The following is a 19403-nucleotide window of genomic DNA, read 5'->3' as shown; positions in this document are numbered from 1 at the left end:
GGAGTTGTTGTCATGTCGTCCAGTGTTCATACCGATACCATCGTTGCCATTGCGACCGCCCCTGGCCGTGGCGGGGTTGGCATTGTGCGCGTTTCCGGGCCGCTGGCAGCCACTTTGGGCGAGCAGGTGCTGGGTCGTCTGCCTGCGCCTCGTTATGCGTACTATGGGCCGTTCTATGGCCTTGAAGGCGAAGTGCTGGATCAGGGCATTGCCCTGTATTTCCCAGGCCCCAACTCCTTTACGGGAGAAGACGTTCTGGAACTGCAGGGCCATGGTGGCCCGGTGGTACTCGACTTGCTGCTGCGCAGCCTGACCGCCCGCGGTTGTCGGCTGGCACGGCCCGGCGAGTTTTCCGAGCGGGCGTTTCTCAACGACAAGATGGACCTCGCTCAGGCCGAAGCCATTGCTGACCTGATTGATTGTGCGTCGGAACAGGCGGCACGTTGTGCCCTGCGCTCCCTGCAGGGCGAGTTTTCCAATCGCATCCACGATCTGGTCAGCAGCCTGATTGAGCTGCGTATGTACGTGGAAGCCGCCATTGATTTCCCCGAAGAAGAAATCGACTTCCTGTCGGATGGCAAGGTCGCGGGTATGCTGCAGGCGGTGTTTGAGCGTTTGCAGGGCGTACAGCGCGAAGCCAATCAGGGTAGCCTACTGCGGGAAGGCATGAGTGTGGTGATTGCGGGTCGTCCGAATGCTGGCAAGTCATCGTTGTTGAATGCCCTCGCTGGCCACGAACGCGCGATTGTGACCGACATTGCCGGTACTACCCGTGACGTGCTGCGTGAACACATCCATATCGACGGTATGCCGTTACACATCATCGACACCGCCGGTCTGCGTGACGCTCCGGACGCGGTTGAACGGATTGGTATCCAGCGTGCCTGGGATGAAATCAGCAAGGCTGACCGTATCCTGCTGATGATTGACTCCAGCAGTGATGAAACCGATCCGGAGGCCTTGTTGCATCGTTTGTACGATGAGCGAGGTGAGCACTCACTTACTGATCAGCTCATTGAAAGCGGCCGTATTACCGTGATTCGAAACAAGATTGACCTGTCGGCGGAAGTACCGGGGCTGGATCGCGAAGGCCGTTTTCCGGTGCTGCGTCTGTCGGCCCGTGAGCAGATTGGTATCGAACCCCTGCGCGAACACCTGAAAGCCGTCATGGGCTTTGATGCCGGTGGTGAAGGGGGTTTCCTGGCGCGTCGTCGTCATCTGGAGGCCCTGCAACAGGCCCGCAAAGCGCTTGAGAGCGGTTTGGAGCAGCTTCACGGAATGGCTGCAGGGGAATTGCTGGCGGAGGATCTGCGTGCCGCCCAGAAGGCTTTGGGTGAGATCACCGGCGAATTCAGCGCTGATGATCTGCTCGGCAAGATCTTCGGCAGTTTCTGTATTGGCAAATAACCACAGAATCGGCTGGCCATAACAAAACGGGCACTGTTGTTCAGCAGTGCCCGTTTTTTTATGCGGTACCGCTGGGTGATGAAATCAGTGTTTGGCTTCCATCAGCGGAAAATCGCCACCAATGCTGAGGCTGATGGTGACGGGATTGCCGCTGCGATTTTCCCAGTACCAGCCATGGTTGCCTGCAAATACCGTCAACAGGCGGCCTTTGACACTGCTGGCGCTGCTTTCGCTGTAACTCATGAAATAACCGCTGCTATCCCCCAGAGGGTCGCCATGCTGGTCAAAATAGATCGGTGCACCATCGGTATGCCACTCAAATTCCATCAAGGCATTGGCCGGCATCACCACCTTGAATTCCTGCCCCATACCGGGCCCGAGGGTAATGCTGAAATGGCGTTGCTGATCGTTGGCAGCGACGTTTTCCTGTGCGCTGGCGGCTGGTTCAGCAGACAGGTCGAGCAGACCAAGACGGGCACCAATACCACTTGGATCACGACCAAATTCGGCGGGTAACACCAGACACACAACCACCAAGGCTGCCAGCAGCAGGGTGATCAGGGTGGTACGCCAGAGGGCTGCCGCCGACAGCGGTGAATGGGCTGAATGATTCATAAAAACCTCACGACTGGCTAAGCCAGAAACCACAGAGCTGATAACCGGTGAGTACAAAACCGGCCAGCATCAGCAGCGCGTTAAACGTTACCACCAGACCCGGCAGACGCAGCAGGCGCAACCAGTTCAGGGCCAGCAAAATCAGCAACAGGGCCAGACACTGTCCTGCTTCGACGCCAATGTTGAACGCCACCAGATTGCTCAGCAGACCGTTGGCGGGCAGTTCGAATTCCTGCAGTTTGGTGGCCAGACCAAGGCCGTGGAACAGCCCGAAAATCAGGGTGATCGGGCGGTTGTCTGGCTGAAAACCCAGCAGATGGCGAAAGCCACCGAGGTTATCAAAGGCTTTCCAGGCGACCGACAGGCCGATAATGGCGTCGATCAGCCAGGCGTTTACGCGGATGCCACCCAAGACTCCGCCCAGCAGGGTCAGGCTGTGGCCGAGCGTGAACAGGCTGACGTACACCAGAATGTCGCTGCGACGGCGCAGGAAAAACACCACACCGGCGAGGAACAGCAGGTGGTCGTAACCGGTGACCATATGTTTGGCACCGATATAAAACAGTGCTCCGATACGGCTGCCATCGAGCTGTTGCAGGAACGTGCGGGTGTTGTCATCGACGCCATGTGCCCATAACAAGGGGCTCAGGCTGCCAAGCAGCAGAACAAGAACAAGCCGGGCCATGCACTATCACCAGAGTAAAACCCTGAGTGTGCTGGCCCGGTTGTGAATGACCAATAGGCTATTGGTGGCGGCTGGTTACTACACCTGGCTTAGAGGCGAGTCAGGGAAGTGATCCATTCACGTACGGTTGTGAGGTGATCATTACCACCACGGCCACAGTCGGCCAGTGCGGCCCCCTCAATGGCGGCCACAATGACGCGCGCCAGCGATTCCCGTGGCACTGGCAGGAAGCGGGCAGATGTCAGACTTTCCAGCAGCCACTGGTAGAGGTATTCGAGGAAACCGGACAAGGCTTCGCGGCTGGCGTCTGTCAGTTCATGGCGACCAGCGATGTAGGCCAGTAACAGCGATTGCTGGCCTTCGATGACTTCTTCAGAACACAGATCGAACAGGCATAACATCCGCTGACGTGGACTGCTGATATCTTCCGTACGGCTATCCAGTTCAGCGCTGAACTGGACGATATAATCCTGCAGAACTTCCAGCAGCAGGGCGTCGCGGCTTTTGAAATGGTAATGCACGGAGCTGGATTTGATGCCCGCGGCCTTGCCCATCTCACGGAAACTGGCAGCCGCCAGGTTCTTCTGACGGATTTGCGTCGCGGCAATCTGTTTCAGCTGATCTCTCGTCTCACTCATCATGTCTCTCCCTAACCTGGTTGTTGTCAAAGTTGATCTGAAATTAACCGAAACACTATCGGCTGTTAGTTCAAAAAAGAATGTTACAGGTCAGAAAACCACCATTCGGGCCCAAAAAACCACACTAACGTTCGATAGCGATGGGCAATTCAGCCATTTGCGCCACTCATCAGCAGGGTTCGGCAGCTTTTTGTCTGCCTGCTAGGGTTAAAACAGGGTGGTTGCGTGTATTTCCATGCGGTTGCAGCGGCCCGTGACTGAGCGAGTGTTCATTGGAGGCCTGTATTTATGAACCGGATGTCCGTCTGTGTGCCGTTACTGTTGTCTGGGTTGCTGTCATTGCTGCTGACAGCCTGTATTTCGGTGTCATCGGATCCTGCGACCGACAACTCCGTCAGCAATGATCAGGGTGACCCGGTTACCACGACGACCCTGATGCTGAATGGCCTGTGGGATGGCCAGTTTGACCAGGCTTCCACTCTGCGACTGCTGATCTGGCAGGGCAATGTATTCGGCAAGGATGAAACTTATGGGTACTACGGCACCATCGAGTACAACAATTCCGAAAGCCGGGCGGTGTTAAGCCTGGCGGCACGCAGCATCAGCTCCAGTGACGAGGCCAATGGCTGGTATTACGCCAGCGGTACAGCGGTAACCTACGATCTGGACGGTCTATTGTTTACGGTCACCAGCAGTAACGACACGCTGGTGGGTGATTACAGCAGCACAACGGCGACAGGCAGTTTTACCTTGTCCGATGATGGCAGTTGGTCAACCAGCGCCAGTCTGAGCAAGGTGGCGGGTCAGTGGAGTACAGGGGATTACGAGTTGTATGTCACGACCAATGGCAGCAGTGGTTCGTTAAAAGGCATTGCGGCGACCACCGGTGGGTGTGCTTTTAACGGCACGCTCAGCGTGATCAATGGCAGCCAGAATTTGTATGCCGTTACCCTTTCCGAGCGCAAAAACTGTGATGTTTTTAATAAAACCGACGTCTCCGGCTTTGCCACTCTGAATAACAATGGTGAACTTGAGTTCTATCTGCGCAAGGACTCCGAACAGCTGTTTTTGTTGTTCTCTCCCGTATCTTCTTCCGGTTCGTGACAAAACCAGAAATCTGACGGACATGCTGTTGACTTTTTCATAGAAATTTGTAACAAGCCTCCTCGGCATACTTTTGTGACGCGAAACGTCATTAATTGACATATAAAGTCACAAACGATAACTGATAATAACGAGCTGTAATCCCTGTGGTTCACACAGAAGGACAAGTCATGCGCGCCTTGCCCATTCTTTTTTCAACCGTGCTGGCCTCCTGCGTCGCCGTTGACAATAACGCACCTATTGAATCTTCTTATGATCGTGCTATCGCACTGAATGGTTTCTGGGATGGCCAGTTCGACCAGAACGGTAAACTCCGTTTCCTGGTGTACGAGGGCAAGCTCTACGGTACTGACGGCAGTCGCGGTTATGTCGGCACTGTGTCCTATATCAGTTCCGAACGCTCGGTCGGGATGGTGTTCGACAGTTATCCGATTACCTGGGCCAATGCCACGGCAAAACACTACGCCTCGGGTGGTAGTGTTTCCGGACATTACGAAGTGAATGGTTTGCTGGTGGAGCAAACGGCGACTACCGGCACCATCGCTGGCGACTATCGTCTGGGTACCAGCACGGCTGGCAGCCTGGTCTTGAATGCTGATGGCAGCTGGGATAATGAATCCAATCTGTGGAATCTGGTTGGTACCTGGAAAGCGGGCAATTACAGTTTGTATGTCAGCCAACTGGATGGCAAAAACAGTTTTGTGGGTTCTGGCCCTTCCGGCTGTACCTTCAAGGGTGAGCTGTTTTTGCTCAACAGCGCTTATCCGCTGATGAAAGCCAACCTCTACGAACGCAGCAATTGCAGCGGTTTTGATATCAGTGCCACGGTCAGTGGGTTTGCTGCCATGAACCAGGCCGGTACTCTGGAAATGTATTTGTTGAATGGCACCAGCATGCTGATTATGAATTTCAGTCGTTAATTCCCCAACACCCCGCAAGCGGGGTGTTACTTCTGCCTTCGTCCTTGTTTTACCCCCATTATTCCTTTTGCTGACATCGCGGCGGCTTGCTGCCTGTGATCGTTAACGGCTTCCTGCGAATTGCCGTTCTCCTGCCTGTTTTGATTCTGCACACGACTTTTGAACCCCCTTCTGACTGAACGTTTGTTACTCAAGCGCGGTAATAGCTCGTCAAATTCATATCCCTGTTGTGGATAAGACTGTCGAAAACCTCTGATATCTGTGTATTGTTTTTGTCGGTGACCTCGGAAAACCTTGCGCTCATGATTGTGGAAAAAGTTTTCATAAAAACTTTTCAACAGTCTTTTTTGTGATTTATCTTTATGAAGATAAAGGATTTTTTTGAGTTTTGTGGTGCGTGTGGAAAACATTTTCCACAGGCATTCTGCTGTTGAAAACCTCTGTTGATAAAATGCCTGTACAAAAAACACCCAGAGGCACTGCACCCGCCCGATAACTGCTGATATACTTCGCGCCCTTTTCTGTTTGGTAAGCCTTGAGGTGAGCTGTGGATTATCCCGTTCGTTATGACGTGATTGTGGTAGGTGGTGGTCATGCCGGAACCGAAGCTGCGCTGGCAGCGGCCCGTACCGGTTGCAAGACCCTGCTGCTGACGCATAACACTGACACCGTCGGCGTGATGTCCTGTAATCCGGCCATTGGTGGTATTGGTAAAAGCCATCTGGTGAAGGAGATTGATGCTCTGGGCGGAGCCATGGCGCGTGCCACTGACCGCGCCGGTATCCAGTTCCGTGTCCTCAACAGCCGCAAAGGCCCGGCGGTGCGTGCAACCCGCGCTCAGGCTGACCGTCAGTTGTACCGGGCGGCGATTCGCAACATCGTTGAAAATCAGCCCAACCTCGATATTTTCCAGGCCGCCTGTGATGACCTGATCATGCAGGGTGATGGTGTGGGCAGTACTGTGTGTGGTGTGGTGACCAACACCAACATGCGTATTCATGCCACCTGTGTGGTGCTGACCGCTGGTACTTTCCTGAATGGCCTGATTCACATTGGTATGGAAAACCACAGCGGTGGTCGTGCCGGTGATCCACCGTCCATTCGTCTGTCCCAGCGTCTGCGTGAAATGCCGTTTGATGTGGGCCGTCTGAAAACCGGTACTCCGGCGCGTATCGACCGTCGCAGTGTGGATTTTTCGGTGATGCAGGAGCAGCCGGGTGATACCCCGCTGCCGGTGATGTCATTCCTGGGCTCCGTGAGTGAACATCCGCAGCAGGTAAGCTGCTACATGACCCATACCAGCGAACGTACCCACGATATTATTCGCGCCAACCTGCACCGTTCACCGATGTTTGCCGGTGTGATTGAAGGTATTGGCCCGCGTTATTGCCCGTCGATCGAAGACAAGGTGACCCGTTTTGCCGACAAGACCAGCCACCAGGTGTTTGTGGAACCGGAAGGCCTGACCAGCAACGAGCTGTATCCGAACGGGATTTCCACCAGTCTGCCGTTTGATGTGCAGCTGCAGTACATCCAGTCGATTGCCGGTTTTGAAAAGGCGCACATCACCCGTCCGGGTTACGCCATCGAATACGACTACTTCAACCCGCAGCAGCTGAAACACAGCCTCGAAACCCGGGTGATCAACAACCTGTTCTTTGCAGGCCAGATCAACGGCACTACCGGTTATGAAGAAGCCGGTGCCCAGGGGCTGCTGGCCGGTCTGAACGCCGCCCTGCGTGCTCAGGACAAGGACATCTGGACTCCGCGTCGTGACCAGTCCTACATCGGTGTGCTGGTCGACGACCTGATCACCATGGGCACCAAGGAGCCGTACCGGATGTTCACCAGCCGTGCGGAATACCGTCTTGTTCTGCGTGAGGACAACGCCGACCTGCGTCTGACCGAAATCGGTCGTCAGCTGGGTATTGTTGATGACGAGCGTTGGGCGGCGTTCTCCGCCAAGCGTGAAGCCATTGAGGCAGAAGCGCAGCGTCTGAAGAGCACCTGGATCCAGCCGGGTTCTGCCGAGGCCGCTATTGTGGAAGCGCTGGGTGAAACCGCTCCGGTACGTGAATACAGCCTGATGGACCTGCTCAAGCGTCCGGGTCTGAATTACCAGCAGGTGGCTGGTTTGAAGGGCGAAGCGGTTGTGGACGAACAGGTCGCGGAGCAGGTTGAAATCCAGGCCAAATACGACGGTTACATTGCTCGTCAGCTGGAAGAAATCGAACAGCTGCGTCGTTATGAAAATACGCCGCTGCCGGAAGATCTCGACTACGACGCGCTGGGTGGTCTGTCCAACGAGGTGAAACAGAAACTGCGTACCCTCAAGCCGGAAACGTTGGGTGTGGCATCGCGTATTTCCGGTATTACCCCGGCGGCGATCAGCCAGATTCTGATTCACCTGAAAAAACACAAAATGGCGGCACGGGTAACCAGCTGAGCCAGTGACTGATCACGGTTCGCCGTGGACATCGAATAACAGGAAGCCTGCGGGCTTCCTTTTTTATGCATTTCTGATGCGCTCGAAGAAAACAGTTCTGATGTGGTGGAGTTTTATGCGTTCACAGGGTAACCGGGCACAACGCTGGAGTGCTGGCCTGGTGCTGGTTGTTATGGGCTGGCTGCTGGTATTGCAAGTGCGTGCCGATGAACCGGCGGTTATGCCGCCATTGGCGGATGCCTATCAGGCGGAGGCGCAGGAGCTGTTGGCCGATGCCGATGTGCGGGCGCGCTGGCTGGCGTTGTTGCATATCCAGCAAGGGCGTTTGCAGATCGAAAATCCGCAATTCCTGCTGTCGTTACCGGATTATTCACCGGAGCGGGAAATGGCACTGACCCGAACCCTGTTTGAACGGGATGCCAACAACATCTGCCGCTTTCCGGCCCGTCATCTGTTCCTGCAGCAAGCCGGTGTGCGGGTACCGGCACGCCCTGCGTGTGCCGATTTTGAGGCCTTTACCCGCAAGATTCCGGCCGATACCGTCAGTGTGGTGTACGCCACCGAATACCTGACGGAAACCACCAGTATGATGGGGCACGGCATGCTGGCGCTGTCGGGCACCAATGGCGACGGCAACCCGGCCGCTTACGCCGTTACCTTCTTCACTGAAATTGATACCTATAACCCGGTGTCACTGTTCTATCAGACCATCATTGCTGGCAAGGATGGTTTCTTTATTGTGCAGTCACTGAGTGCTCACTATCGCTACTACCTGCTGGAATACCAGCGTCCGGTATGGCGTTACGATATTCGTATGGACGCCGACCAGCGTCAGCTGCTGCAGGCGCATGTCTGGGAACTGAAGCAGTTCGACATCCTTTACCAGTTCGATACCCTCAATTGCGCCACCATGGCGCTGGACCTGCTGGCGCTGGCCTACCCGGATATCAATCAGGATGTGGGTTGGGTCAGCCCGCTGGATGTAGCCCGGATTGTTGAGCAGCGCGGCATTGTCAGTGGTACTCGGATTGATCTGGCATCCCGCTGGCAGACCCGTCGACTCTCGTATGAGCTGGGTTCGGATGGTCGTGAGGCGGCACTGGCACTGCTTGATCCGGAAACACCGGTGCCGACGGAACCTGTAACGCTGGCCGACGATGAGCAACAGCGCAAGATACAGCAGCTGGCGCTGCATTATCAGGACTGGCGTTATGAAACCGGCCTGATCTCGGAAGTGGAATGGCAGCAAGGCCTGCAGCGTTTGCCGGAGCGCGCTGACTTGGCCGACCCGGAAGCCGATGCTGCTTATCGCCGCCCGATGCTGAATCCGCTGGATGCCCAGATGAGTTTTGGTGTCCGTCAGGAAGATCAGCGTTCCTGGATGCTGCTGAACTGGGTTCCGGCCGGCCATCAGCTGACCGACGATTACCGCCACAACTTCACCGAATATGAGCTGCAAGTGATGGCACCGACTCTCAAGGTCAGTGACACCGGTGAAGTGCGCCTGCATCGTTTGCAGATTTTCTCCGCCGCTGGCATGACGCCGTATGAGTCCCTGACCGGAGGCTGGTCGGGCCGTCTGGCGCTGGGGATTGAACCGGTGGTGGATGAAAAACTCGACACCCACAGCGCTTTCCAGCTGCAAACAGCGGGTGGTCTGGGGCTGGCTCTGAACGACTCCTGGACGGCTTATGGTCTGCTTGGCGTGGGCACGGATTTGCGCCCGGCAGAGCGTTATGGCTGGGTTGCACCCGAAGTAGGTACTTACTTTTACTGGGCTGAAGGACTCAAGACCCGCCTGTTCTGGAAGCCGCGCTGGCGTTTGCAGCAGGAGCTGCTGCAACAGACCGGTTTCAGCCAGACCCTGACCTTCAGCCCGCAACATGCGCTGCTGCTGGAGGCTGATCAGTGGCGTTCGGCCGAGTTGCAGCGCACCGATGTGCAGCTGCAATGGCGCTGGTATTACTAAGGCCCTGTTATGAGTGGCTGACGGTGGGCTGGTCGGGTAGCCAGACCTCGACCATCAATCCCTGGCCACGGCTGGCTGGATATAACTGCAGGCGGCCGCCATAGCTGTTGACGATATCCTGGCAGATGGCGAGGCCAAGGCCGGAGCCGCTGCCGGATTCATCGAGACGGGTTCCTCGTTGTAACAGATGTTGGGTCTGCTCTGCTGGAATGCCGGGGCCATCATCTTCAACCCGGATCGTCCAGCTGTCGGCTTGCTCCCGGCTGACGCTCAGCTGCACCTGCTGGTGACCGTATTTACAGGCGTTATCGAGCAGGTTGCCCAGTAACTCCAGCATATCGTCGCGGTCTTGCGGCAAACTGCTGTCCGCCGGGTAATCGGCCTTGAGCGAGTGTTGCGGATAAATCCGGCTCAATACGTCCAGCAGGGGTGGTAATTCCTCACTCAGGCGGGTCTGACGGCCCGGTGACGAAACCCCGACAATACGCGCTCGCCGCAATTCTCGTTCAACCATTCGTTGCAGTTCATTAATGGCATGCTGAAACTGTTTGCCGGTCTGGTCCGGTAACTCCGGTGCCAGCAGGTTGAGCTGTTGCAGAGGCCGTTTCATGTCATGAGCCAGATTGCCAAGGGCATTGCGGGAGCGACTGACCCGTTGCTCCAGCAGGCCCAGCAAATGGCGGATTTCTTCGACCAGAGGCCGTACTTCATCCGGAACCTGTTCAATATCCAGGTTGAGTTCGCCATAACGCATGGCGCGCAGCTGTTGTTGTAACGGATCGAGGCGTGTAAAGGCTGTGATCAGTGCCCTGCGCTGGCCGTATAACAGCACCAGTAACGCCAACACCAGTAATCCCAGCGCAGCCATCCGGAAGGTGCGCATTTCACCGCGTAGCGGGCTGATGTCTTCGGCAACCCAGATCGTCAGTTTGATGTTGTTGCCGTTGTCATCGTCCAGTTCGACCCCGAGGGCGTGCCATAACCAGCTCTGGTTATCGGGGCCCGGCATCTGGCCATGCAAATCCAGGCCGGGTGGCAATGGTGGGGCCTGAATATCCAGATCCCATAGGGAGCGGCTGAACAGGTTGCCGGCATCACTGAGAATCATGAAGTAATGGCCAGAGTAGGCGCGCTGGTAAATAGAGGCCTGGCGTTCGATTGGTAATACCGGTTTGCCGTTTTCAATTTCCAGAGCGGTCAGCAGGCTGTCGGTGTCATGCTCCAGACGGGTCATGATGTAGTGTTCGGTCAGCTGGCGGACGCCGTAATCGAGCAATACCAGCGTACCGCCGAGTACCAGAATCAGCGTTAACAACAGTTGTTGGCGCAGTTGGCGCTGGATTGAACTCATGGCGCAGGCCGCAGCCGATAACCCTGGCCACGACGGGTTTCAATAAAGTCCTTGCCGAAGTACTGGCGCAGGCGATTGATGTATACCTCGATGACGTTGCTGTCGCGCAGCTGGTCTTCTTCGTACATACGCTCGCTGAGGCTGGTTTTGGAGTGAATACGTGCCGGTTCCTGCATCAGGCAATGCAGCAGGCGGTATTCAATGGCAGTCAGACTGATGCTGTCGCCATTGCTGGTGGTGGCTGTCTGGCTGTCGATATCAAGGGTGACGCCCTGCCATTGCAACTGGTTATTGGCCTGACCAGCGCTGCGCCGGCTGATGGCTTGCAGGCGCGCCAGCAATTCCTCGCTGTGGAAGGGTTTGCCGAGATAGTCGTCAGCACCGGCCTTGAGGCCATCCACCCGTTCATGCCAGGCGTCACGGGCGGTCAGGATCAGTACCGGCATCCGACGCCCTTGCTGGCGCCAGTTGCGCAGCACCTCCAGACCATTACGACCGGGCAGACCCAGATCCAGCACGATCAGGTCAAAATTTTCCTGTTCACCCATAAATTGGGCATCAATGCCATTATCAGCGTGTTCAACCGCATAACCGGCTTTGGTCAACAAGGGTTTGAGCTGATCTGCCAGTAACAGATTGTCTTCTACCAGCAGCAATTTCATGGTTGTGGGCGCCTCTCGCCGTTGTTGTCGCGTTTATGTTCGTGATCATGCTCGCGGTGACGCCAGTCGATGCGCTGGCCGGTGCGGGCATCCAGAAACAGTTTGTGACGATGGCCGCTGTCATCCAGCCATTTGACTTCGTACACCAGCACGTCATCTTCATATTCAAGATCCACGTCCAGTACTCGCCCCGGCAGTTTCTGGCGGCGCAGGACTTCGTCGAGCGGCAGGATGGTGCCATCGTCGACCCAGCGTTTGATCTGACGTGGATCGGGAGTTTCTGATGCCTGCACCGACACGCTGGAAATGGTCATCAGGGCAGTGAGCACGACTGCCAATAACCGACGGATGTTCATACGAATACCTCCTCAGTACGGAATGCCGGGACCACCCGGACAGGCTCTGGTCAGAATCCCCATGAGTGGTGGCCATTCCGGTTCAGGCCCGGCCAGTATGGCAGGGTCTTGCGAATTCTGTGACGGGATGTGGCAACCAGTATGGTCGGGACTGTCTTAATTCTGCCTTAAACCCCGGATTCAGCGCACAGAGGCGCCGAACAACCGGCTTTTTGCCGCATCAAAGGTTGAAAGCGGCTTGCCAGAGGGCAAGAATACGGACAGCCTGCCTGTGGTTGGTTGGAAATGTGCTAGTATCCGCCGCCCTATTGAATCCGACTCATATGAGGTCTGAAGCGACATGCCGGAAGCCGTTGCCGGAGATGCCCGCCTGACGGGCAAATTGCAACAGGGCGCCGAACGCCTTGGCCTGACCCTGACCAGCGAACAGCTGCGTAATCTGATGCTGTATCTGGGCCTGCTGGCCAAGTGGAACCGTGCCTATAATCTGACCGCCATCCGTAATACCGACGAGATGGTCAACCTGCACCTGCTCGACAGTCTGGCGATCAGCCAACATCTCGGCACTGCCCAGCACATCATTGATGTGGGCACAGGCCCGGGACTGCCGGGGGTGGTACTGGCGATCATGCACCCTGAGCGGAAGTTCACCCTGCTCGACAGTAATGGCAAGAAAACCCGTTTCCTGTTTCAGGCCAAAACAGCCCTGAAGCTGGACAACGTGACCATTGTGAATGGCCGGGTTGAGGCATATGAGCCTCCCCAGCCGTTTGACATGATCACCAGCCGTGCTTTTGCCTCGTTGCAGGACATGGTGCAGTGGTGCCGTCACCTGCTGGCAGATGGTGGTTGTTTTCTCGCCATGAAAGGCCAGTTTCCGCAGGATGAGCTGGATGCCCTGCCAGCGGATATCCAGCTGCAAAGCAGTCTGGAACTGGAAGTTCCGGGTGTTGAGGGGCAACGCCACCTGCTGCGACTGGTGATTGGCTCATGATGAGCCGATACCCTGTTTTTTCCGTAATCCGATTCGAGTAACCGTCATGACGATGATACTGGCGATCACCAATCAGAAAGGCGGGGTGGGCAAAACCACCACCGCAGTAAACCTGGCCGCATCGCTGGCTGCTACCCGCCGCAAGGTGTTGCTGCTGGACCTTGATCCGCAAGGCAACGCCACCACCGGCAGTGGTGTCGACAAGTACCACCTCGAAAAATCCCTTTACGAGGTGCTGACTCGCAAGTGCAGTACTGAAGAAGCCATCGTCAAATGTCCGGAAGCGGGTTATGACCTGCTGCCTGCCAATGCCGACCTGACCGCTGCCGAAGTTGAGCTGATCAATGTGATTGGCCGCGAGTTGCGCCTCAAGCGTGCGCTGGCGGAAGTATCCGACCGGTATGACTATATTCTGATCGACTGCCCACCATCACTGAGCATGCTCACCGTCAATGCCATGGTGGCATCGGAAGCGGTGTTCATCCCGATGCAATGTGAATACTTTGCGCTGGAAGGCCTGAGTGCCCTGATGGAAACCGTCGAATCGATCCGTGAAGCCTATAATCCGGATCTGCAAATCGAAGGCCTGCTGCGCACCATGTATGACCCGCGCGCCGGCCTGACCAATGACGTCTCAGCCCAGCTCACCGAACACTTTGGTGACAAGCTCTACGACACCGTCATTCCACGCAATATTCGCCTTGCTGAAGCGCCAAGTCACGGCGTTCCGGCACTGGTATATGACCGCACTTCCCGTGGTGCGCTGGCGTATCTGGCTCTGGCCGGTGAAATGAATCGTCGCCATCGCAGCCGTCGTGGTGCAGACAAAGTGAGAGAACAGGTTTGAACACGAAACGTAAACGCGGACTGGGCCGCGGACTTGATGCCCTGCTGGCAGCTTCCCAGGCTGCCATGGCCGAAGGTGAAGAATTCGACAGCGAACGCAGTGACGAGCCTGCAGCGCTGGGTGCGACACCGGCGGCTGAGCGTGATCTGACCCGTTTGCCGCTGGATCACATTCAGCCAGGCCAATATCAGCCGCGTCGTGATATTCAGCCGGAAGCGCTGGAGGAACTGGCTGAGTCGATTCGTGTCCAGGGACTGATGCAGCCGATTGTGGTGCGTTTGCTGGCGGGTTCAGAAGATCGTTACGAAATCATCGCTGGTGAACGCCGCTGGCGCGCATCACGTCTGGCGGGTCTTGATCCGATTCCGGTATTGATCCGTAACGTCGCTGACGAAGCCGCAATTGCCATGGCGCTGATCGAGAACATCCAGCGCGAAGACCTTAATCCGATGGAAGAGGCGATTGCCCTGCACCGACTGCAGACCGAGTTTGAACTGACCCAGCAGGAAGTTGCCGCTGCGGTTGGCAAAAACCGGACAACCGTGGCCAACCTGCTGCGTCTGATGAATCTTAATGGCGATGTCAAACGCCTGCTCGAGAACGGCGATATCGAAATGGGCCATGCCCGCGCCCTGCTCGGCCTCGACGGTCAGGCCCAGAGTGACGCTGCGGTACAGGTTGTCGCCAAAGGCATGACCGTACGCCAGACCGAAGCACTGGTGCGTCAACACGAGCAGAAACAGGATGAAACCAAGCCGGTAAAAACACCGGTTGATCCGGATATCCAGCGTCTTGAGCGGGTGTTGGGTGATCGTCTGGGAGCGAAAGTTGCAATCCAGCACGGCAGTGGTGGTAAAGGAAAACTCGTCATCAATTATTCCAGCCTGGACGAACTGGACGGCATTCTGGGCCACATTCAATAAGCCGGAATTAACCTTTCTACTCCCGAAGGCCTGTGTCCAAAATGGTGCAGGCCGACGAATCTTCTGACTTCATGCGGTTTCTCAGCCGATTAGTCGCCAAAATCGCAAAAAACTGATCCCTGTCAAGCGACTTGCGTTCCCCGAAAGCACTACGACCAATTTATGACGAATTGGAACCGTTATGAGTTGAACACCTGATACCTTGCCCATATAATCACGGCGCTTTTGGATTGGCCAAAGCAGAAATCGAATATATCGAGGTCGGGTTGTCTACTGTTCCGCGCCCTCCAGCTTATCGAATTGTCATCATGCAGCTGGCACTGACACTGATTTCTGCACTGGTCGCCTGGTTACACAGCGATGTAGCCGCCAAATCGGCATTTCTGGGAGGCCTTACGTGCGCTGTACCCAATGCCTACTTCATTTGGCGTGCATTCCGCTACTCAGGCGCCCGTTCCGCACATCTTGTGGTCCAGTCCTTCTACCAGGGTGAATCCTGGAAATTTGTGCTCACAGCGCTGTGTTTCATAGCCATCTTCCAGCGCGTGGAGCCCCTGAATGTACTTGCATTGTTTGCCGGATTTATAACAGTGCAGCTGAGCCACGTGGCGTCAGCAAAAGTCGTTAATTTATAAAACACCTACGGATTGAGAGTAAACGATGGCTGGAAACTCCCAAGAGTATATCTCGCACCACCTGACCAACCTTACCTTCGGCAAACTGCCTGCCGGTTATGTTCGTCACGAAGTTGGCCATGATGGCGCGGTGGTAGAAAAAGAACTCACTACTGACACCTGGACAATGGCACACAGCAAGGCAGAAGCCGCCGATATGGGCTTCTCAGCTGTTCACGTTGACTCTCTGGGCTGGTCTATCGGTCTGGGTCTGCTGATCATGTGGATCTTCCGTTCTGCTGCCAAGCGCGCCACCACTGGCGTTCCTACCGGTATGCAAAACTTCGTTGAGATGATCGTTGAGTTCATCGACAACACCGTTAAAGAAGCATTCCACGGCCGTAACCCACTGGTTGCTCCGCTGTCCCTGACTATTTTCTGCTGGGTTTTCATGATGAACTTCATGGACTTGATCCCGGTAGACGTACTGCCTTCAATCTTCGGTCTGTTCGGCGTTCACTACATGAAAGTCGTACCATCCACCGACGTAAACATCACTCTGGGCATGTCCCTGACCGTATTCGCCATGATGATTTTCTACTCCATCAAGGTAAAAGGTATCGGTGGTTTCGCTGGTGAGCTGTGTCTGCAGCCGTTCAAGGTCAAAAACCCTGTTCTGCAGGCGATTTTTGTACCGATCAACCTGTTCCTCGAGTCTGTTGCCCTGATCGCCAAGCCAATCTCTCTGGCTCTGCGACTGTTCGGTAACATGTACGCCGGCGAAATGATCTTCATCCTGATTGCCCTGATGTTCTCCGCTGGCGCCGTACTGGGTCTGCTGGGTGGCGTTCTGCAATGGGCATGGGCTGTCTTCCACATTCTGGTGATCACTCTGCAAGCCTTCATTTTCATGATGTTGACCATCGTGTATCTGAGCATGGCTCACGAAGATCATTAATTTTTAACCATTAACTCACTAACTCACTTAACTACTATTTGGAGAAATACTATGGAACAAGGTCTGGTATTCCTGGCTGCTGCTCTGATGATCGGTCTGGGTGCTCTGGGTACTGCTGTTGGCTTCGGTCTGCTGGGTGGTCGTCTGCTGGAAGGTACTGCTCGTCAACCAGAGCTGGGCCCAATGCTGCAGGGTAAAATGTTCCTGATCGCTGGTCTGCTCGACGCCGTTCCAATGATCGGTGTTGGTCTGGGTCTGTACCTGATGTTCGCTGCCTAATAAGGGTTAGTTCCTTTTTTAACGAACTTCCTTTACCAACGAACACGAGGGCCCTGGCGTGAACATTAACGCGACTCTTATCGGCCAAATCATCACTTTCGCGATTTTCGTGTGGTTCTGCATGAAATTCGTATGGCCCCACCTGCTGGGTGCCATGCACGAGCGTGAAAAGAAGATTGCCGATGGTCTGGACGCAGCCAACCGTGCCGAACGCGACCTGGAACTGGCTAAAGAAAAAGCCGCTTCCCAACTGCGTGAAAGCAAGGAAAAAGCTGCCGAAATCATCGAACAGGCTAACAAGCGTGCTAACCAAATCATCGACGAAGCGAAAGAAACCGCTCGCGCTGAAGGTGAACGCCTGAAAGCCGCTGCTCAATCCGAGATTGAGCAAGAGGTTAACCGCGCTAAAGAAGCCCTGCGCAAGCAGGTTTCTGAGCTGGCCGTTACCGGTGCAGCGAAAATCCTCGGCAAGTCAGTGGACGCAGCAGCACACGCTGAACTTCTGAATAAACTTGCTGACGAGCTTTAAGCGGGGTTGCCATGGCTGAATTAACTACTCTCGCTCGGCCATACGCAAAGGCAGTGTTTGCTGATGCTCAGGAACAGAACAGTCTGGATGCATGGTCATCCAGCCTGGCCACTCTGGCAGCCGTTTCGGCTGATGCCAGCATGGCAAAGGTGCTGGTGCACCCTTCCCTGAGCAGCGCCCAGCAAGCACGTGCCCTGATTGACGTATGTGGCGACAAGCTGAACGAAGCAGCCAAAAACCTGGTAAGCATTCTGGCTGAGAACAAGCGCCTGCCGCTGTTGCCTGAAATTGCAGCTCTGTATGAAGACCTCAAAGCCCAGATGCAAAACACCGTTGACGTTGTTGTAACGTCCGCGTTTGCACTGAGCGAGGATCAGACTGCGAAACTGGCAAAAGCTCTCCAAGCCAAACTGAACTGCGAAGTACGCATGACCAGCGAAGTTGATGAGTCTCTCATCGGCGGCGCAATCATCCGTGCTGGTGACCTGGTAATTGATGGCTCTATCACTGGCAAGCTGTCCAAGTTAGCCGAAGCGATGAAATCCTAATTTGAGGGACGATGCATGCAGCAACTGAATCCATCCGAGATCAGTGAAGTCATCAAAAAACGCATCGAAAATCTTGATGTGACTTCACAAGCCCAGAACGAGGGCACCATCGTATCCGTATCCGATGGTATCGTTCGTATTCACGGTCTGGCTGATGCCATGTACGGTGAAATGATTGAATTTGAAGGCGGCGTTTACGGTCTGGCGATGAACCTGGAACGTGACTCCGTTGGTGCGGTAATTCTGGGTGACTACAAGGGTCTGGCCGAAGGTCAAACCGCCAAGTGCACCAGCCGCATTCTGGAAGTTCCAACTGGCAAGGCTCTGCTGGGTCGTGTAGTTGACGCTCTGGGTAACCCGATCGACGGCAAAGGCCCAATCGAGACCAACACTTTTGCACCTGTTGAGCGCGTAGCTCCTGGCGTAATTGCTCGTAAGTCTGTAGACCAGCCTCTGCCAACCGGTTACAAGGCCGTTGACTCCATGGTTCCAGTTGGTCGTGGTCAGCGTGAGCTGATCATCGGTGACCGTCAGACTGGTAAAACTGCTCTGGCTGTTGACGCGATCATCAACCAGAAAGGTTCTGGCATCAAGTGTATCTACGTTGCTATCGGTCAGAAGCAATCTTCTATCGCTAACGTAGTGCGCAAGCTGGAAGAACACGGTGCAATGGAACACACCATCATCGTTGCTGCCGGCGCTGCCGACCCAGCTGCGATGCAGTTCCTGGCTCCGTACTCCGGTTGTGCCATGGGTGAATACTTCCTGGATAACGGTGAAGACGCCCTGATCATTTATGACGACCTGACCAAGCAAGCTTGGGCTTACCGTCAGATCTCCCTGCTGCTGAAGCGTCCACCAGGCCGTGAAGCTTACCCAGGTGACGTATTCTACCTGCACTCACGTCTGCTGGAACGCGCTTGCCGCGTAAACGCTGACTACGTGAAGTCTGTAAGCGGTGTAGAAGGCAAGACCGGTTCTCTGACCGCTCTGCCAATCATCGAAACCCAGGGTGGTGACGTTTCTGCGTTCGTTCCGACCAACGTAATTTCCATTACTGACGGTCAGATCTTCCTGGAAACCAGTCTGTTCAACTCTGGCGTACGTCCAGCGATGAACGCCGGTATCTCTGTATCCCGTGTAGGTGGTGCAGCGCAGACCAAGATCATCAAGAAACTGGGCGGTGGTATCCGTCTGGCTCTGGCTCAGTACCGTGAACTGGCAGCGTTCGCCCAGTTTGCTTCTGACCTGGATGAAGCTACCCGTAACCAGCTGGAACACGGCCGTGCAGTAACCGAGCTGATGAAGCAAGGTCAGTACGCTCCGATGTCTACCGCTGAAATGGGTCTGGTGATCTTCGCTGCTAACGAAGGCTACCTGAAAGGCGTTGAAGTGAGCAAGATCCGTCCATTTGAAGCCGCTCTGCTGAGCTTCGCCAACAGCCAGTACTCTGAGCTGATGGCCAAGATCAACGTCAAGGGTGACTACAATGGCGAGATCGAAGCCGGTCTGAAAGAGTGCATTGAGAAGTTCAAGGCCTCCCAGACCTGGTAAGTCC

The 19403-nt window shown here is 55.3% G+C and carries 21 protein-coding genes; 14 read left to right on the top strand and 7 right to left on the bottom strand.

Features of this window, described 5'->3' with window-relative positions; genetic code table 11:
• Positions 1–12 precede the first annotated feature (12 nt).
• Positions 13–1407 (top strand): tRNA uridine-5-carboxymethylaminomethyl(34) synthesis GTPase MnmE, encoded by a 1395-nt coding sequence (gene mnmE, locus OUO13_RS08620; protein ID WP_283173466.1) that lies wholly within the window; start codon positions 13–15, stop codon positions 1405–1407.
• Between the two features lie 84 nt (positions 1408–1491).
• On the opposite strand, the gene OUO13_RS08615 is transcribed toward mnmE, so the two are convergent.
• The 3 genes from OUO13_RS08615 to OUO13_RS08605 all read right to left on the bottom strand — a co-directional run bounded on the left by OUO13_RS08615 (position 1492) and on the right by OUO13_RS08605 (position 3345).
• Positions 1492–2022, bottom strand: coding sequence for a hypothetical protein (locus OUO13_RS08615; protein ID WP_283173465.1), 531 nt, complete (start codon positions 2020–2022; stop codon positions 1492–1494).
• A gap of 7 nt (positions 2023–2029) precedes the next feature.
• The gene (locus tag OUO13_RS08610; RefSeq protein ID WP_283173464.1) at positions 2030–2707 is read right to left on the bottom strand and encodes a HupE/UreJ family protein; all 678 of its coding nucleotides are present in this window, start codon (positions 2705–2707) and stop codon (positions 2030–2032) included.
• 89 nt (positions 2708–2796) lie between these two features.
• The gene (locus tag OUO13_RS08605) at positions 2797–3345 is read right to left on the bottom strand and encodes a TetR/AcrR family transcriptional regulator (RefSeq protein ID WP_283173463.1); all 549 of its coding nucleotides are present in this window, start codon (positions 3343–3345) and stop codon (positions 2797–2799) included.
• A 288-nt stretch (positions 3346–3633) separates the two neighbouring features.
• Between OUO13_RS08605 and OUO13_RS08600 the strand changes: the two genes are divergently transcribed.
• Together OUO13_RS08600 and OUO13_RS08595 are read left to right on the top strand one after the other, a co-directional pair.
• On the top strand, positions 3634–4449 hold the full coding sequence (locus OUO13_RS08600; protein ID WP_283173462.1) for a hypothetical protein: 816 nt from the start codon (positions 3634–3636) through the stop codon (positions 4447–4449).
• Between the two features lie 170 nt (positions 4450–4619).
• The gene (locus tag OUO13_RS08595; RefSeq protein WP_283173461.1) at positions 4620–5369 is read left to right on the top strand and encodes a hypothetical protein; all 750 of its coding nucleotides are present in this window, start codon (positions 4620–4622) and stop codon (positions 5367–5369) included.
• 26 nt (positions 5370–5395) lie between these two features.
• On the opposite strand, the gene OUO13_RS08590 is transcribed toward OUO13_RS08595, so the two are convergent.
• The gene (locus OUO13_RS08590; protein WP_283173460.1) at positions 5396–5839 is read right to left on the bottom strand and encodes a hypothetical protein; all 444 of its coding nucleotides are present in this window, start codon (positions 5837–5839) and stop codon (positions 5396–5398) included.
• Positions 5840–5916: 77 nt separating this feature from the next.
• On the opposite strand from OUO13_RS08590, the gene mnmG reads away from it, so the two are divergent.
• A complete protein-coding gene (gene mnmG, locus OUO13_RS08585) occupies positions 5917–7815 on the top strand; it encodes a tRNA uridine-5-carboxymethylaminomethyl(34) synthesis enzyme MnmG (RefSeq protein ID WP_283173459.1) in 1899 nt (632 codons plus the stop codon).
• A gap of 115 nt (positions 7816–7930) precedes the next feature.
• Entirely contained in the window at positions 7931–9784 is a 1854-nt protein-coding gene (locus OUO13_RS08580; RefSeq protein ID WP_283173458.1) for a lipoprotein N-acyltransferase Lnb domain-containing protein, read from the top strand.
• A gap of 7 nt (positions 9785–9791) precedes the next feature.
• Here OUO13_RS08580 and OUO13_RS08575 read toward each other — a convergent pair whose 3' ends face one another.
• The 3 genes from OUO13_RS08575 to OUO13_RS08565 are packed head-to-tail and all read right to left on the bottom strand — an operon-like array spanning position 9792 to position 12153.
• A complete protein-coding gene (locus tag OUO13_RS08575; protein ID WP_283173457.1) occupies positions 9792–11135 on the bottom strand; it encodes a sensor histidine kinase in 1344 nt (447 codons plus the stop codon).
• Positions 11132–11797: a response regulator transcription factor gene (locus tag OUO13_RS08570; protein WP_283173456.1), complete on the bottom strand. Its 666-nt coding sequence runs from the start codon at positions 11795–11797 to the stop codon at positions 11132–11134. Before OUO13_RS08570 ends, OUO13_RS08575 begins: the two co-directional genes overlap by 4 nt.
• On the bottom strand, positions 11794–12153 hold the full coding sequence (locus OUO13_RS08565) for a PepSY domain-containing protein (protein ID WP_283173455.1): 360 nt from the start codon (positions 12151–12153) through the stop codon (positions 11794–11796). Before OUO13_RS08565 ends, OUO13_RS08570 begins: the two co-directional genes overlap by 4 nt.
• Positions 12154–12493: 340 nt before the next feature.
• On the opposite strand from OUO13_RS08565, the gene rsmG reads away from it, so the two are divergent.
• The 9 genes from rsmG (at position 12494) to atpA (ending at position 19399) form a co-directional block, all read left to right on the top strand.
• Positions 12494–13147, top strand: coding sequence for a 16S rRNA (guanine(527)-N(7))-methyltransferase RsmG (gene rsmG / locus OUO13_RS08560; RefSeq protein ID WP_283173454.1), 654 nt, complete (start codon positions 12494–12496; stop codon positions 13145–13147).
• Between the two features lie 46 nt (positions 13148–13193).
• Entirely contained in the window at positions 13194–13994 is an 801-nt protein-coding gene (locus OUO13_RS08555) for a ParA family protein (protein ID WP_283173453.1), read from the top strand.
• Positions 13991–14917: a ParB/RepB/Spo0J family partition protein gene (locus OUO13_RS08550; protein ID WP_283173452.1), complete on the top strand. Its 927-nt coding sequence runs from the start codon at positions 13991–13993 to the stop codon at positions 14915–14917. The genes OUO13_RS08555 and OUO13_RS08550 overlap by 4 nt, the downstream gene beginning before the upstream one ends.
• 230 nt (positions 14918–15147) lie before the next feature.
• Positions 15148–15552 carry an ATP synthase subunit I gene (locus OUO13_RS08545; protein ID WP_283173451.1) on the top strand — a complete coding sequence of 135 codons (405 nt, stop codon included), beginning with the start codon at positions 15148–15150 and terminating at the stop codon, positions 15550–15552.
• A 25-nt stretch (positions 15553–15577) separates the two neighbouring features.
• Positions 15578–16489 (top strand): F0F1 ATP synthase subunit A, encoded by a 912-nt coding sequence (atpB, locus tag OUO13_RS08540; RefSeq protein WP_283173450.1) that lies wholly within the window; start codon positions 15578–15580, stop codon positions 16487–16489.
• A 51-nt stretch (positions 16490–16540) separates the two neighbouring features.
• Positions 16541–16768, top strand: coding sequence for a F0F1 ATP synthase subunit C (gene atpE, locus OUO13_RS08535; RefSeq protein ID WP_283173449.1), 228 nt, complete (start codon positions 16541–16543; stop codon positions 16766–16768).
• A gap of 58 nt (positions 16769–16826) precedes the next feature.
• Positions 16827–17297 carry a F0F1 ATP synthase subunit B gene (locus tag OUO13_RS08530; RefSeq protein WP_283173448.1) on the top strand — a complete coding sequence of 157 codons (471 nt, stop codon included), beginning with the start codon at positions 16827–16829 and terminating at the stop codon, positions 17295–17297.
• A gap of 11 nt (positions 17298–17308) precedes the next feature.
• Entirely contained in the window at positions 17309–17845 is a 537-nt protein-coding gene (locus OUO13_RS08525; RefSeq protein WP_283173447.1) for a F0F1 ATP synthase subunit delta, read from the top strand.
• Between the two features lie 15 nt (positions 17846–17860).
• Positions 17861–19399 carry a F0F1 ATP synthase subunit alpha gene (gene atpA / locus OUO13_RS08520; protein WP_283173446.1) on the top strand — a complete coding sequence of 513 codons (1539 nt, stop codon included), beginning with the start codon at positions 17861–17863 and terminating at the stop codon, positions 19397–19399.
• Positions 19400–19403 lie beyond the last annotated feature (4 nt).

Origin of the sequence: Parathalassolituus penaei, assembly GCF_026626885.1 — a bacterium.
Lineage (GTDB): Bacteria > Pseudomonadota > Gammaproteobacteria > Pseudomonadales > Oceanobacteraceae > Oceanobacter > Oceanobacter penaei.
Note: the sequence above shows the minus strand (reverse complement) of the source record. Positions and strands in the feature narration are given on the sequence as shown.

What these genes read in the sequence shown, in the direction of transcription:
- mnmE (WP_283173466.1), top strand. Translation starts at nt 13, where the DNA reads ATGTCGTCCAGTGTTCATACCGATACCATCGTTGCCATTGCGACCGCC.
- OUO13_RS08615 (WP_283173465.1), bottom strand. Translation starts at nt 2,022, where the DNA reads ATGAATCATTCAGCCCATTCACCGCTGTCGGCGGCAGCCCTCTGGCGT.
- OUO13_RS08610 (WP_283173464.1), bottom strand. Translation starts at nt 2,707, where the DNA reads ATGGCCCGGCTTGTTCTTGTTCTGCTGCTTGGCAGCCTGAGCCCCTTG.
- OUO13_RS08605 (WP_283173463.1), bottom strand. Translation starts at nt 3,345, where the DNA reads ATGAGTGAGACGAGAGATCAGCTGAAACAGATTGCCGCGACGCAAATC.
- OUO13_RS08600 (WP_283173462.1), top strand. Translation starts at nt 3,634, where the DNA reads ATGAACCGGATGTCCGTCTGTGTGCCGTTACTGTTGTCTGGGTTGCTG.
- OUO13_RS08595 (WP_283173461.1), top strand. Translation starts at nt 4,620, where the DNA reads ATGCGCGCCTTGCCCATTCTTTTTTCAACCGTGCTGGCCTCCTGCGTC.
- OUO13_RS08580 (WP_283173458.1), top strand. Translation starts at nt 7,931, where the DNA reads ATGCGTTCACAGGGTAACCGGGCACAACGCTGGAGTGCTGGCCTGGTG.
- OUO13_RS08575 (WP_283173457.1), bottom strand. Translation starts at nt 11,135, where the DNA reads ATGAGTTCAATCCAGCGCCAACTGCGCCAACAACTGTTGTTAACGCTG.
- OUO13_RS08570 (WP_283173456.1), bottom strand. Translation starts at nt 11,797, where the DNA reads ATGAAATTGCTGCTGGTAGAAGACAATCTGTTACTGGCAGATCAGCTC.
- OUO13_RS08565 (WP_283173455.1), bottom strand. Translation starts at nt 12,153, where the DNA reads ATGAACATCCGTCGGTTATTGGCAGTCGTGCTCACTGCCCTGATGACC.
- rsmG (WP_283173454.1), top strand. Translation starts at nt 12,494, where the DNA reads ATGCCGGAAGCCGTTGCCGGAGATGCCCGCCTGACGGGCAAATTGCAA.
- OUO13_RS08555 (WP_283173453.1), top strand. Translation starts at nt 13,194, where the DNA reads ATGACGATGATACTGGCGATCACCAATCAGAAAGGCGGGGTGGGCAAA.
- atpB (WP_283173450.1), top strand. Translation starts at nt 15,578, where the DNA reads ATGGCTGGAAACTCCCAAGAGTATATCTCGCACCACCTGACCAACCTT.
- atpE (WP_283173449.1), top strand. Translation starts at nt 16,541, where the DNA reads ATGGAACAAGGTCTGGTATTCCTGGCTGCTGCTCTGATGATCGGTCTG.
- OUO13_RS08525 (WP_283173447.1), top strand. Translation starts at nt 17,309, where the DNA reads ATGGCTGAATTAACTACTCTCGCTCGGCCATACGCAAAGGCAGTGTTT.
- atpA (WP_283173446.1), top strand. Translation starts at nt 17,861, where the DNA reads ATGCAGCAACTGAATCCATCCGAGATCAGTGAAGTCATCAAAAAACGC.